This window comes from Paenibacillus sp. 7523-1 (assembly GCF_002276415.1).
GTDB classification, from domain to species: Bacteria; Bacillota; Bacilli; order Paenibacillales; family Paenibacillaceae; genus Paenibacillus; species Paenibacillus illinoisensis_A.
Genome location: NZ_NPBR01000020.1, coordinates 36,983 through 50,968, shown reverse-complemented (window position 1 = coordinate 50,968; position 13,986 = coordinate 36,983). Strand labels below are relative to the sequence as shown.

Genomic DNA, 13,986 nt, shown 5'->3' with positions numbered 1-13,986 from the left:
ATTTGAGTTTCTTCTCTCACTATTAATAACAGTGCTCAGTTCAATTTAGTTTGCTAAATTAAATCTCATTTTCCTTCTTTGTTTCTGGCCTGGTTGTCATCATCTCCAGCAAGCCACGTAATGCGGCCGATAGATGTTCACTTCGGGCATGTACAAGTCCGACTTCCAACCTGCAGTATGGCTCTGGCAAAGATATCACTGAAACCTCTCCTCTCAATTCGGCTTGAACAACCGAAGATCGCGGGAGTAAAGATACCCCTATTCCGGAAGATACACCACTTAGGATCGTGTTCAATGTACCAAATTCCATTACATTGAGCGTATGGACCCCACGGCTATGTAGAAAAGCTTCAGCTTGAGTTCTGTGCGTACAGCCGATCTCAAAGAACAACATCGGTTTACCTAATACTTCGGCCATCTGATGCAAGCCGGGTTCCGCAATCAGAACCAGTTCTTCATCAAACACCTTGATATAGTTCAGTTCAGGGTGATCGACTGGCCCATAGACTAAGGCGCCTTGCAGATCATGCTGCATGACTCTCTGATTCAGCTCATGGGTCCCTCCTGTGACAAGTGAAGTCTGTACCTCTGGATAACAGGAATGGTATTTAGCCAGGAATGGAGCAAGAAAACTGGAGGCCGCTGTCTCAATGGAACCTAAACGAAGCTTTCCTGCAGGTTTACTTCCTGTCTGAGTCGACAATTCTGCTTCATGCAGCAAATCCAGTATTTTATCCGCATACTCGAGCAAATGGTCTCCAGCAGGTGTGAGTACCATTCCCCGGTTCGTGCGATGAAAAAGCGAAACTTGAAGTTGACTTTCCAGCTGCCTGATCCGCGTTGTAACATTGGACTGCACATAATTCAGTGCCAATGCCGCTTTACTAATACTTCCCTCTCGAGCAACTGTCCGAAATATTTTCAGATCTCCTGCATCCACGATAATCACCTGCTTGCTAGCTATTGTTTTTATTGATACCCACATTCAATTCTGTTCATTTTACGTGAAACCACCCCAACTGTACAATGAGGTTCAATCATCACCTTTAATTACATCAACGGGAGGAATAACATTATGAAAGCTATTATACATTCAGGCCGAAGTGGCCTCATGGGGCTCCAATATACATCATTCACAAGTCGAGCACCAGGGTTCGGCGAAGTCAAAATCCAGTTAAAATCCGCCGGCCTTAACCATCGCGACCTCTTCATTATGGCAGGTCGCACAACCCATGACGCTCCGCTCATTCTAGGCTCCGATGGGGCTGGTATAATAGTAGAAACTGGCGAAGGAGTTGTACACCCTTCTGTAGGTGAAGAAGTCATTATTCATCCAACTCTCGGTTGGACGTGTGCAGCAGATGTGCCGATTGTACCTGAGATCGTAGGTGGACCAACGGATGGAACACTTGCACAGTATATTACTGTCCCTGCCGAAAATGCATTACCAAAACCATCTCATCTAACTTGGGAGGAAGCAGGGGTATTATCCCTATCGGCATTGACGGCCTACCGTGCGTTATTCACCCGTGGTGGTCTTCAGCAGGGAGAACATATTCTGATTCCCGGCATTGGAGGTGGTGTAGCCACCCATGCTCTTCTCATGGCAGTATCAGCCGGAGCCAAGGTAACCGTAACCTCAAGGAGCGAAAGGAAGCGAAAGGAAGCCATTCGATTGGGAGCTTTACAAGCATTTGGCAGTCACGAGGATTGGAGTCAGCATAACGAACTTGACCCTGTGGATCTGATTTTGGATAGCATCGGACAAGCCCTTTTCCCCCAATATTTCGATATTATCCGACCCGGTGGCCGAATCGTAATGTATGGCGCAAGCTCCGGAGATGATCTGAATATTCCGATCCGATCCATCTTCTTCCCTCAAGTTAGCCTGATCGGTACTTCCATGGGAAGCCATGAAGAGTTTGTCCAGATGCTGCAATGGGTGGAACATCATGATATACATCCTGTAGTCGATAGAGTGTATGCGCTACAGGATACAGCGAAAGCATTCGAACGAATGGAAAAGGGAGAGCAGTTTGGCAATCTTGCTATACGAATTCCTGACCCAAGATAAACTTCAACTCCGGCATGATCCTTTTCCAGTAGAAATAAATAAGACCTCCATACTCATTTCAAGAGCATGGAGGTCGGCCTACTTTATTACAAGGTTTCATATCAAAAGATGCCTTTAGTTCATTAACCTATGGAGTGTGAAAAGGAACAAATTGAAGGGTTCCTTTCGGAAACTCATTCCACTCCCCTGTCAATGAAAACTGCTGTGAACCCGTGTATATCCCACGTTTGCGGATAAATGTCCCGCCGGCAGGCATGAACTGATCATGAGAAGCTGGATCACCCAATACATCTACAATTCGGCCGTCCTTTTTGAGAACGAGAGCTACGACGTTATATTCATTCGGATTATAGAGAGCTAATTCATCGTTATAGTAAGAAGCATTGGTAATATCAAAGAAGTCATAGAATATAGTATCGATATAGATATAAGGTACGCCTGGAATCACATCCAATACACCGTAAGGCGTCACTTGCATCGTTGATGTTTTTTTCATCCACTTATAAACTTCTACTTGGTATCCAGTTGCTTTATGTGATGGATCTCCATCACCTGTGTAATAAAGTTGCACAACACCGCGCCCATCTCCTGCATCAACGTATTGAGAGAAAAATAGCTCTGGCGTTCCTTGAGGCAGCGAATTCACTTGAACTACCACAGCTCTACCATCATTTCCAATAATCCAGTAGTTCAACGGAGATACTGTTATTGGAATTCGATTCGTATTCATGGTATCCGGCCCTGTGAACGTTGAATCTGGCGTACCACTGTAGACTTTGAAGCTTGTTTGACCCGGGAACAGACTTGAGGTTGAATAGGTCAAAGCATCCTGAACTCCGGATTTTGTATTAATCTGTATGACCCCACCGTTCACCAGAGAAGCAGTCCGGACATTGAAGGAGTATTCAACCTGCCCACCTTTTCCATCTTTCGCTGTTATGGTTAAAGGAGCTACTGTATTCCCTGTTCCAGGCTTAATTGTTAGTTGATTGCCGTTAATGCTCGCATCCACTGCTTCGGCTGAGCTGCTGCTAATTGTATATTGCAGCACATCTCCATCCGGATCATTGAACAATTGACTCAGGTCATAGGTGCGTGCATTTGTTACATTCGGCGTTAATACTTGTTCGTAAATACTACTTACTACCTCAGGTACAGAGTTATTGACTGACGGCTCGGCTTGTACAGTTACGTTAAAAGAGGTCTGTTCTTTTCGTCCTGCAAGATCATATACGGTTAGTGTTACCGTAGCTTGTCCTTCTGCTACTGGATTAACCGAAACCTGTGCTCCATTCGCCGACACTGTCGCAATATTTATGTCTGTAGAAGCAGCATCCACCGTTAAAGTACCGATGTCAAAATTCAGCAAATACGGAGTAAGGTCTATATCCAAAGTAGACCAAGGCCACGTTATTGTTTGATTAGGGATGGCACCGAAACTTCCGGACTCAATAACCTGAATATCAATAGAGGCTGTCACCTCTTTTCCATAAACATCTTTTGCTTGGATGGTAGCTTGAAATTTACCAACTTGCTTGGGATGAATAATCAGCTTGTTTTCCTGAATATTCAGCTCAGCGATGAGGAAATTATTGAAGTCAAGTGGCGTTTGAAACTCTAACGCATCTCCGTCTGGATCACTAAAATATTGTGAGAGATCAATGACAGTATCCTCCTTACCCAGAAACAACGTTTGAGCAGGTAGATTACTAGTAAGAACTGGAGAAGCATTAGGCTTAGGATTAACTCTTACTTGAAATGCCGATGAAATGGAACCGCCTTTGCCATCCTCCACCGAAAAATGAATGGTGTATTCTCCAAATTTCAGAGCAGTGAAACGAAGTATCCCTGAATTCTCCTCAACGATCAATCCATCAGGATCAGATGAAGTGGCGCTGAATGTAAGTGGGTCACCGTCAGGATCTGTATAATAATCATTTAAATTAACAGTAGGAATAGACTCTGATAGGAAACCTAAGTATGCGGTAACCCAACCAGGTGACTGTCCTATCGGATTCAAATTCGGGATAGGATCTACATTGATATCAAATGTTCCACTTGTTATTCCGCCTTTAGCGTCACTAACGGAATATGAAATCGTATACGTCCCTAGTTGAAGAGCAGTGAACTTCAACTTACCTGCATCTTCCTCCACAGTAACCCCATCAGAATTGGATGAAGTCGCCGTATACGTCAGAGGGTCACCGTCTGGATCAGTATATAGCTCATTCAATTTTACTATAGGGATGTTATTGCCCAGGTATACGTCCATATTCGAGGGAGCTTCCCCCACAGGCGCACGGTTAAGCGGTGGGAGAACGACAACCCGCATCTCAACCTCCGTAGCACCCGTACTTCCATCATCAGCAATTTGCCCATCATCAACTCTTATTTTAAGAACGACTTCTCCTGCCTTCTTAGGCGTTAACCTCAGTACGGATTCTGCATAATTGCTTCCGACGATTTCGGAGTCTACGATATCCGAGGCATTATTCGTCACCCTGTAGAGCAGCTCCGATTCATATTTCTCATCATCCATAAAATAAACCATGAGATCCACTTCCTTGGTGCCTGACTCGGCAACAAGCTCCTGATCAGGGATAGGAGATGCAAGAGGAGGTGCATTCACGTTGACCTCGAATGTAGATCTTAACCTTTTGCCTCGCCCATCATTAGAGGATACGGTTATTGTAGCTGTTCCATGTTCTATTGGTGTGATCTCGAGATTGGACCCGCTAAGCACTACCTTAGCGACGGAAGACTTGGATGAAGCAACGGTATACGTTAACGGGTCACCATCCGGATCAGTTACATAGCCATTTAGATTTAAAGTGGCACCTTGTCCGTTCGCCGTGAACTTGCGGGTTTCAAATGCTTTCAGCAGTTCAGGTGCACGATTGGCAGCAACAGGAGTCTCACTTCCCCCTGTTCCACCTGATGATGATGGCGATGCAGTGTTGGAAGAAGCCATCCCTGTACCTCCACTAACCGCGGAAGTTGGTACTCCAGCTGCCAAATTGACCTCAGCCACCTTCACATTTCCCGATACATTGATCTGTGCAGCGGGATTATTTACCTGGAGTTGCTGGATGGTGCCTGCAGCATTAATACTGATCGGTCCTGCCCCATCTACCGTGAGCTGCTGCACAGTTACATTCCCGTTAAGCTGCATGGACTTAGGCGTATTCAGAGAAACGGTATCAACAGTTCCTTGAAGTTCCACTCTGCTTGCACCTTCAATGATATTCAACAGCGGAAGAGTAGCTGTCTGCTCAATATCAATTCTACTGTCTGACTGGACGCTAATCTCTTGAGCATGGGTACTTCCTGCCAGGGACACATGCACATCACTTTTATCCACATTCACGTCTTTTAGAGCTGAGTTCTCAAATACAACAGTATTACTGTCTCCGCCCTGTACCCAAACAGAACCTTCTACTTTTACATTTTTGGCGTAAAAGTCATGCTCCATTTCCGGGACTATTGTCAGCTTACCTTTAATTGTAATTCCTTGCACCGAGGTGAAGTCTGCTTTAATCGTCAGATTACCATCAAGTGTGGTGTCTCCACCATTCAATAACAGATTACGGCTGAATTCTGCCTCATCTGTATGTGCAGCTTCTCCGCCTTTTCTAATTTCCAAAGCATTGATTTCGGTAAGATAATGATCTTCGCTCTTGAACTGTATTCCAGCTTGATCCAGTACAGTCCTGTTACGATCATTCAAAAGTCCCGCCACGTTGTCAGAGATATGATACTTTACTCCGTTGATCTGGACCTGATTGCCTTGGAGCTGTTGAATAACAGATAGGCGATTTTCCGGGAACATGGCCGACAGAATCATGCTTACCGCTTCGCCACGAATAAGTCCTTGTTTAACTTTGGTTTCTCCTGGATACTCACTCAACAGATCTGCCTTTACAGCCGTCTGGACGTAAGGTATAGCCCAAGAACTTGTTCCCTTCCACTCTTGTGGAACAGAGTCTTCCTCCGTTTCCTGTTTGGCAAAGGCTGTGGCTCGCACCAGAACAGCTATCAGTTCTTGCCCGGTGATCTGCGCTTGTGGTCTGAAGCGTCCTGCTGCATCTCCCTGTAGAAGACCAGCCTTCTTCACCGCTTGAATGTAAGGGGCTGACCAGTTAGTCGATTTTACATCTGCAAAAGGTGATGATGATGCCTTGCTTGCTGTCAGTCCCAGAGACTTTGCAAGAACAACCGCCAGTTCTTGACGGGTAATGGGATCGGCTGTCCGAAGGTTACCATTCGGATCTCCCTTGATGAAGCCCATTGTCACAGCTTTATTCATGGAATCATTTAGTGGGTTAGTAACATTAATATCCGAAGATGTATTATATGAAGGTAGTACCTGCTCTACTGAATTCCGACTCTGTGCAGCAACTGGAAGAGCATTGCTTAGAAGCAATGCAACTATGGCTAATTGCGCTGTCCTTCTCATTTTTCGCATCATGTTTCCCCTTCTGTATCTGTTATAAAACGAATGAAGTTAAGGATTAATTAAAGGAACAAATTTGCCCAAGTTGCCATAATTGTTTTCTCCAATATTGCTCCATTCAGCTGGTTCATAAGAAACCTTATCACCTAGAACAGTATCCCATTTCCTTGTCAAAGATTGAGCCGGTACAATAACTGCCCTATCCATGACTTCCCCTTTGTAATAAAGCGTCAATGTAACCGGTTCGGTATTTTTAAACAAATCTAAAGTCAGATAATAATACTCATCCTCTGTAAAATCACTAAACCCTTCTGCAAGAACTAGCGTACTTGTGGAAGGAATGATAGTACCCGAGTCTAGCGTAATCGGGGTATCTGAGTCGCTCCGAACAATCGTAATATCCCCTCCATTAAGTGATTTGGATGTCGGATTATACAGTTCAATAGCTTGATTAAAACTCTCGCCCCAGACCAACTCGGAAATAAACAGTCCCTTTCCTGCATCAGGGTCTTGAACATCTACAACAAATGTTGTCACTGTCTCCTCACCATCCGGATCAGAAGCCTTGACGGTAATTGTCGCTGAACCTATAACGTCCTTGAAGGTTAGTGTTAACGCGTCTTCCTGTACCATCGCTTCTGCTACATTAGGGTCCGAAGATTCAGCCGTGTACGTCAGATTGTCTCCATCTGCATCTTCGAATACTCCGGCCAGATTGACTGTATCGCTAACCTTTCCCAGCGTTACATTCATTTTAGTAATCTGTCTTGCTACTGTGGGCTTATGATTAACAGCGGCGGGTGCTTTGACCACAACATTAAACTTGCTCTCCACTTCCCCACCATTACTATCCTTGGCAGTTACCGTAATTTCAGCGCTACCAGGAGAGTAGGTGTTCAACGTCAGCATACTGCCTGTAATATCAGCATCCGCAACTTGCTGATTCGAAGAGGTTGCAACGAAGGTCAGTTCATCTCCGTCGGGGTCAGAGAAAATGGTCTTCAAGTCTGTTGGACCATTTGCAGCCCCCAATTCAACTTCAACTGCTTGCAATGCTTCAATCACTTCGGGAGCATGGTTTACTGGCGGTTGAGGCAGGATGATTGGCGGGATCACAATCGGTGGCATCGGCGGAATAAAGAAAGGTTGGACTACATAGAGGAATGACGTTATCTCACTTCCTCCCTTTCCGTCTTCAGCTTTCACCGTTACCTTTGTATTCCCTATGGAAATGGGCTGTATTTTTAATTTGGAACCCTGAATTTCGCCAGAAGCGATCCTTTGATCCATTTCTGAAATTTCATAACTCAGTTCATCCTCGTCCGCATCCGTAAATACAGTGCTCAGTTCAATCTCTTGTGCACCTTCTCCCAAAAAAACGGTCTTGTTGGGAATAATCGCTTGAACAATCGGTTGATGATTTACAGGAGAAGGTGGCACAACAACAGGCAGTTCTAGCTCTGGTTCCGGCGTTGGTTCTGGTGTTGGTTCTGGTGTTGGTTCTGGTGTAGGCTCTGGCGTTGGTGTCGGTTCTGGTGCTGTTGGTCCTGATGAACCTGAACCAGAACTTGAATTACTTGTTCCCGTAGAAGCCGATGCTGTCGGTGCCGAAGGCGTATTACGAATGATCTGTGATAATGCTCCGCCCTCTGCAAGGATCACTTTCTCTGTTTTCACGCTGGCAGGCAATTGAACGATAGATTTCGTACTTTTCAGTACAACCTGTTTCCACGTGCCACTTCCCCGAACAATAATGTTGTCGGTGGTATCAACCGTTACTTCATCAATATCACTTTCGATAGTGAGTGTACTTGACCCAGATTTCAAAATAACCTTGGATAATGTATCGGCTTTTAGAGTGACATGGTCTGTAGAGACTACAATTGCACCCTGATAGGTTGTATCTTTTAGATTCAATGTAATTGGCTTATCAGCCGTACCCGGCTGTGTAATCTGAATTTCGGACAAGGAGGAGAGATTGCGAGTTCTTGCATCATAGGTAATTACCGCATCCTGTAATGCTTCCTTGTTTCCTTCATTCAAAATGCTTTGCAGTTCCTTCCCAATCACAAAAGGACGCCCATCTATATAAGCAATATCTCCGTCCAATTCGGTTAAGGAAGCCGTTCGCTCCCCTGTATGGAACACATCCACCAGAATTGCTGCAATATCTTGCCGCTCAACCAAAGCTTTGGATTCGAATTTACCCTCACTTGATTCCAATAATCCAAGCTTCAAAGCCGTTTGTACCTGTTCTTTAGCCCAGCCACTCACCGTAGACTCATCTGAGATCGCTTGCGGAAGACCTCCTTTTATTTGTTGTGCCCCTGTGACTCTTACCAATATGGAAGCAAGCTCTTCCCGGCGGATTGGATCATTTGCACGAAAATCCCCCGAAGCATCCCCCGTCATCCAGCCTGCCTTACGAATAGCATCTATATATGGAGCTGCCCAGTCTTTGTTTTTAAGGCCAGCACCCGATTGTTCCTCCAAGGGTAATTGAGATGCTTTGGCCAGCAATACAGCCATTTCTCTCCGGGTCAGATACTGACGTGGATGAAATGATCCATCCGGGTAGCCTGAAATTAATCCTTGCTTCACAGCCACTTGTACGGCTTGCAGGGAAGTTGAACGAATATCAATTTCGTCTGTAAAAACCGATGATATCGGATTAGCGCCTCCTGTTTCTTCTTCTGCTGCACTAACGCTTTGATTCCCCCACAGCATGCCAATTACACTGACAGTAAGCAGCAGCTTTTTCCAGTCCTGATTCATAGTCCGTTCCCCCCAAAAATACTTCGTTTCGGCCCATATTATAGCAAGGGGCTCTGAACCAATTCTGAACAAAATGATTAACATATTATCCACTAAAAAGGAGGTTATTAATGTTGATCTGGAGGCACTTCCCATAACATGGATTCATGTCAACGCATGCAATATAGCTTGAAATTCGAAGTGAAATAAATAAAATATGTAACGAAAAAATACAAATAACATTCCCCATATAATACGTACACATTTGAAATCAACTTGTTTTCTTTCAGAAAAGTACTGCGTCTCTGTCTTGAAATTTCGTTATAATGAAGCTAACTAGGAGAGATTGGTAGATTAAACAATGTTCCGCCGGGAACTGGAACTCGGATTCTGGAAAACGAAGTTGTACGCAGGAGTTCATCTGTGAAAGACTAGTTAAGTAACTAATCATATGAATTATTCAGGAGGTTTTATTATGTCTGACCATGCACAATTGGTAGAACGGGTTCGCAAGCTGATGAATGCCGAAGGAACCGAAGCGGAACTGGATGATATGCTGACTGAGCTGCAGCAGCAGCTGCCCTATGCAGAGATCAGTAATCTCATTTTCTGGGATGATCGAGACCTGACCCCCGAGCAGATTGTGGAAGAAGCACTGGCTGCCCGTCCTATTCAGCTTCCGCCCCAATCCTAGCTTCTCATTCAGGAGGTGAATGATCTACTATGTCTGATGTGAATTATAGTAACTTTGAACAGCCAGATTTCGACGCACTCAGTGAAGAAGAAAAGCGGCAGGCTCTTCGTAATCTGACCGAGCTAACAGACCATCATCTCATGCAGCAAGTTCTTGCTATTGGAATGAATTCTCAAGAAGAAGATCTGGTGCGCATCGAAGCCTGGCGTGCACTTGTTATCGCAAGCTCCTCTGATCCCCTGGATGAAGTCCTGCATGCTGCTGCGCAGCTTGTTCGTGACCCGGACGAAGATGAGGATGTACAAAACTACGCTTTGCAGACTTTAGCCCTACTGCCCATCACCGAAGCCGAGATTCAATTGGCTCTGGAGGTTTTGCAGAGGAATGCCTACATCCTGGTCAAGGGAGCTGCCTTTGCTGTTCTTGCTGCACATCAACACGTTTCCGGTGCCAGGTCGGCGCTAGAGTCACTTCAATCCGATGCCGATTTTGGCTCTTCTGCGAAGCGGGTACTACAATCGAACCAAGGAAGTGACAACCCATGAACAAACATGACCCATCTTCCTTTCATGAACATGAAGCGTATAAAAATATGGATCAGACCAAAGCTGCATCGGGAGAACATGCCGTGAAGCCTATCTACCTGACCCAGGGTGAGATCAATGCTTTGCAGAAGGCAATCATGTTCCTGAAATTTGAATGCGAGGAAACCGACTCTCTCCTCTACGCAGGCAGTCCTCTGCTGAACAGTGTGCTGGAAAAGGTACGGGATGCGCATGACTATGCTGAGTACACCAAAGACTTTCACTCTCGTCCCAATGAATATGCCGAACGTTTTATGAGAGCCAAACTGGAGCGTTCCTACGCAGAAGAATTAGCCCCACGTGAACGAACAGCAGAACAACTGGCTGAAATTCTAGGCGCCTGCATGTACCCTTTTCCAGTGAAATAGCATTAGTATGTCTGGGTATCTGTATGATTAGATAGTGATTGTTTAGCTGAACTGCTGCCGTGGTAGTTTAAACTTATACCACACTTCTTCCAAATTTTCGTTATAATGTAAGCATTACACCGAGAGATGGGAGGCGAGTTATGGAAACCGAAGGTTTACGCAATGTTGAACAACTAGCCTTGAAGAAGCACAAGATTTACAAACAAAGTTTGATCCGGTACCTTGCACGCTCCATGCTAGCCAGCATGTTTATCGGATTTGGCGTAATCGTAGCGTTTAAGACAGGTAACTTCTTTTACATGGAGCAGTCCCCATTTACATACCCCATGGCAGCACTCACGTTTGGAGCGGCTATTATTCTGATTGCGTATGGCGGGGGTGACCTCTTTACTGGGAATACATTTTATTACACGTACGCCGCACTCAGGAAGAAGCTGCGTTGGTTCGAAGTGGTGAAGCTGTGGATTGCCAGTTACAGCGGGAACCTGATGGGCGCGGCCGTCTTCGCTCTATTAATCTATCTGACGGGGTTATTCGATTCGTCCCAGGTCAATGGATTTCTGCTAAGTGTGGTGGAGCACAAGATGGAGGCACCGGCGATGCAGCTCTTTTTCCGGGGAATCCTGTGTAACTGGCTCGTATGTCTGGCATTTTTCGTGCCGATGTTCATGAAGGAGAATGGCGCCAAAATGTTCGCCATGATGCTGTTTGTCTTCTGTTTTTTCATCTCGGGATATGAACACAGCGTAGCCAATATGTGCACGTTCGCCATCGCGCTGGTACTGAATCATCCGGGAACGATCTCGTTTGGCGGGGTCATTCATAATCTCGTTCCGGTAACCCTCGGCAATCTGGTGGGAGGCGTACTGCTGATGGGCTTCATGTATTATGCGGTGAACAAACCATTTCTCGATGATGAGACTCACTAACGTATGAAAAATCCCCCGCGACCATCCATCTCAAGATGTTGGTTACGGGGGACTTCTATTTTAATTCCAGATGTAATATGGGAAAAGGATTACCTGAGCCATCCAGCTCCGATCTGCCTGTCTGCACAAATCCCATTCGGTTATAAAATTGGGCAGCTCCCTCGTTTTGTTCATTCACATCCACTTTGAGATCGTTACCCTTAAGGTCAATGGCATGCATGACAAGCATCCGTCCGACCCCTTTCCCATGCTGATCCGCATCTACGAATAACATCTCCATGTTTTTACCATCCAGCCCCATAAAACCAACGGGCTCTCCCGCCGAGTCCACCGCTTCCCATACTTCCATGCCTGACAGAGCTTCACTCACCACACTTTTATAGAAGACAATATCCTCTTCGGCCAGAAATGTATGAGTAGCCCGTACAGCCCGTTCCCAAATGGCAACCAGCTTGGCATGATCCAGTGCCCTGTATGATGTAACCATCATTTTTAATTCCTCCCCTCCTATGTAGTGTTAATTATATTGCATAAATCCAAGGAGTGGGAGAAATCGAATGCGGCTGATGGCTAAAAAGACCCGACTCAGCTATTCGAGGTATCCTCCGGCTTCCAGCGAAACGTGACAGCCGATTGAGACGGAAGTGTGTATTGAAACGATTCCCCCTCCATGACGACACGGAAAGCAACATCTTCGTTACCTGTGTTAGCTGCAACCAGTACCATGGTTCCATACGGGTTGCGGAAGGCCACATTCTTCAATTCGTCCCGTTCCTCCGTAGATTCCACTCTTACAGCTCCTGCACGAACGTAACGGCTAAGATGTGCCAGTGCATAATATTCGACATTGCGTGTCACTTCACCCGTTTCCGGATCAATGGTCACTACCCCACGGCAATTCGCACAGCCGCCATTGGTGGGTCCACCTTGCGGATCCAGTGCAATATTCCAGAGCAGTACGCTTTGAGCCCAGTTTCGCGGAGCACCGATCATTAGATTGGACATCTGCCAGCCTAAATTTTCACCAAAATCAGAACTCCAATCCCCTCCGCTGCACTCAGTAAAATAGATATGTTTATCCGGGAAGCGATCATGCACTTCCGTCATGGAGGACGGGTCCCCTTTATAACAATGGAATGCCGAACCATCAATATATGATGCAGCCGCTTCGTCCCCAAGCACACTGCCCGTGTATTCTACCGCCTGATCCCAGTTGTGGTCATACGTGATGATTCGTGTGTCCAGTCCTGCATCCTGTATTGCAGGCCCAAGGTAATCACGAATAAACATGGCCTGTTCTTCGGCCCCCATACTCATGCTCGGATAATTAGCCGTAGTAAACTCCGGTTCATTTTGCAAGGTCATTCCATAGATTGGTATCCCCTGAGCCTGATAAGCCTTGATATATTTTACGAAATAACGTGCATAGGCTTCATAAACTTGAGGATTATTGTAATCCAGATACCAGCCATTCATTGTTTTTTCACCGTATTTCATCCAGGCCGGGGCGGTCCAGGGTGTGCCCAACACTTTGATGTCCGGTTTCAGCACAGCGACCTGTCTCAGCATATTTACCACTTCCTGGTCTTTGTCGATCGAGAAGTGATCCATATTATAATCCGTGCCGGACTCGATATCATTATACGTATAACTTGATGGTCCACCAGATGCATCCACCGAATAATCAGAAGCACCAATCGTATGACGCACCATATCCAAATTCAATCCTTCACTTGTAAACAGCTCCTTGAGTAATCGTTCCCGCTGTTCCTGCGGAAGCTGATCGAGTAAATAGGTGGTCGAGCCTGTCATGGCGGCACCAAATCCATCCATCGTTTGATACGTTTGGGATGGATCAATGGTGATGGTGTGATCTGCTTCAGAATGGTTCGCTTCGGTTGTTGTTTTTGTCCAGGGAATCGGCTGCTGCGGTTCCAGAAGGTGCTGCTGATCTCCTGTTGTCAGCCAAGCTTCTACTGTTGTTGGGCTCTTCCCTATAGGTGGAGGCTGGATGCCATCTTCTTCACTGTGGTCTGCCATCCACCAAGCGCCGAAACCAGCCCCAATACATACCGCGATCAGCAGGATCATCCATCCTGTTTTCTTCTTGCTCCATCGCGTGTTCATCTT

The 13,986-nt window shown here is 45.9% G+C and carries 10 protein-coding genes; 5 read left to right on the top strand and 5 right to left on the bottom strand.

The genetic code is table 11. From position 1 onward, the window contains the following. Positions 1 to 58 precede the first annotated feature (58 nt). Positions 59 to 985, bottom strand: a complete 927-nt coding sequence (locus CHH60_RS21375; RefSeq protein ID WP_255248035.1) for a LysR family transcriptional regulator — start codon at positions 983 to 985, stop codon at positions 59 to 61. A gap of 90 nt (positions 986 to 1,075) precedes the next feature. On the opposite strand from CHH60_RS21375, the gene CHH60_RS21370 reads away from it, so the two are divergent. Continuing rightward, positions 1,076 to 2,074 carry a zinc-binding dehydrogenase gene (locus tag CHH60_RS21370; protein ID WP_095361050.1) on the top strand — a complete coding sequence of 333 codons (999 nt, stop codon included), beginning with the start codon at positions 1,076 to 1,078 and terminating at the stop codon, positions 2,072 to 2,074. A gap of 127 nt (positions 2,075 to 2,201) precedes the next feature. On the opposite strand, the gene CHH60_RS21365 is transcribed toward CHH60_RS21370, so the two are convergent. Together CHH60_RS21365 and CHH60_RS21360 are read right to left on the bottom strand one after the other, a co-directional pair. After that, positions 2,202 to 6,542, bottom strand: coding sequence for an S-layer homology domain-containing protein (locus tag CHH60_RS21365; RefSeq protein ID WP_095361049.1), 4,341 nt, complete (start codon positions 6,540 to 6,542; stop codon positions 2,202 to 2,204). Between the two features lie 36 nt (positions 6,543 to 6,578). Next, positions 6,579 to 9,302: an S-layer homology domain-containing protein gene (locus tag CHH60_RS21360; RefSeq protein ID WP_176476158.1), complete on the bottom strand. Its 2,724-nt coding sequence runs from the start codon at positions 9,300 to 9,302 to the stop codon at positions 6,579 to 6,581. Between the two features lie 454 nt (positions 9,303 to 9,756). On the opposite strand from CHH60_RS21360, the gene CHH60_RS21355 reads away from it, so the two are divergent. From CHH60_RS21355 to CHH60_RS21340, 4 genes are all read left to right on the top strand, one after another. Continuing rightward, positions 9,757 to 9,975, top strand: a complete 219-nt coding sequence (locus CHH60_RS21355; protein ID WP_255248034.1) for a hypothetical protein — start codon at positions 9,757 to 9,759, stop codon at positions 9,973 to 9,975. 29 nt (positions 9,976 to 10,004) lie between these two features. Further along, positions 10,005 to 10,520: a hypothetical protein gene (locus CHH60_RS21350; protein WP_095361046.1), complete on the top strand. Its 516-nt coding sequence runs from the start codon at positions 10,005 to 10,007 to the stop codon at positions 10,518 to 10,520. Then, a complete protein-coding gene (locus CHH60_RS21345) occupies positions 10,517 to 10,927 on the top strand; it encodes a hypothetical protein (RefSeq protein WP_095361045.1) in 411 nt (136 codons plus the stop codon). The genes CHH60_RS21350 and CHH60_RS21345 overlap by 4 nt, the downstream gene beginning before the upstream one ends. A 140-nt stretch (positions 10,928 to 11,067) precedes the next feature. Continuing rightward, on the top strand, positions 11,068 to 11,856 hold the full coding sequence (locus CHH60_RS21340; RefSeq protein ID WP_095361044.1) for a formate/nitrite transporter family protein: 789 nt from the start codon (positions 11,068 to 11,070) through the stop codon (positions 11,854 to 11,856). Between the two features lie 55 nt (positions 11,857 to 11,911). On the opposite strand, the gene CHH60_RS21335 is transcribed toward CHH60_RS21340, so the two are convergent. Beyond that, the gene (locus CHH60_RS21335; protein ID WP_095361043.1) at positions 11,912 to 12,346 is read right to left on the bottom strand and encodes an acetyltransferase; all 435 of its coding nucleotides are present in this window, start codon (positions 12,344 to 12,346) and stop codon (positions 11,912 to 11,914) included. Between the two features lie 95 nt (positions 12,347 to 12,441). Beyond that, complete coding sequence (locus CHH60_RS21330; RefSeq protein ID WP_255248033.1) at positions 12,442 to 13,983, bottom strand: glycoside hydrolase family 30 protein; 1,542 nt, start codon at positions 13,981 to 13,983, stop codon at positions 12,442 to 12,444. Positions 13,984 to 13,986: the final 3 nt, after the last annotated feature.

Bases quoted from the DNA above. Each gene is read 5' to 3' on its own strand.
- CHH60_RS21375 (WP_255248035.1), bottom strand. From the start codon at position 985: ATGTGGGTATCAATAAAAACAATAGCTAGCAAGCAGGTGATTATCGTG.
- CHH60_RS21370 (WP_095361050.1), top strand. From the start codon at position 1,076: ATGAAAGCTATTATACATTCAGGCCGAAGTGGCCTCATGGGGCTCCAA.
- CHH60_RS21365 (WP_095361049.1), bottom strand. From the start codon at position 6,542: ATGATGCGAAAAATGAGAAGGACAGCGCAATTAGCCATAGTTGCATTG.
- CHH60_RS21360 (WP_176476158.1), bottom strand. From the start codon at position 9,302: ATGAATCAGGACTGGAAAAAGCTGCTGCTTACTGTCAGTGTAATTGGC.
- CHH60_RS21355 (WP_255248034.1), top strand. From the start codon at position 9,757: ATGTCTGACCATGCACAATTGGTAGAACGGGTTCGCAAGCTGATGAAT.
- CHH60_RS21350 (WP_095361046.1), top strand. From the start codon at position 10,005: ATGTCTGATGTGAATTATAGTAACTTTGAACAGCCAGATTTCGACGCA.
- CHH60_RS21345 (WP_095361045.1), top strand. From the start codon at position 10,517: ATGAACAAACATGACCCATCTTCCTTTCATGAACATGAAGCGTATAAA.
- CHH60_RS21340 (WP_095361044.1), top strand. From the start codon at position 11,068: ATGGAAACCGAAGGTTTACGCAATGTTGAACAACTAGCCTTGAAGAAG.
- CHH60_RS21335 (WP_095361043.1), bottom strand. From the start codon at position 12,346: ATGATGGTTACATCATACAGGGCACTGGATCATGCCAAGCTGGTTGCC.
- CHH60_RS21330 (WP_255248033.1), bottom strand. From the start codon at position 13,983: ATGAACACGCGATGGAGCAAGAAGAAAACAGGATGGATGATCCTGCTG.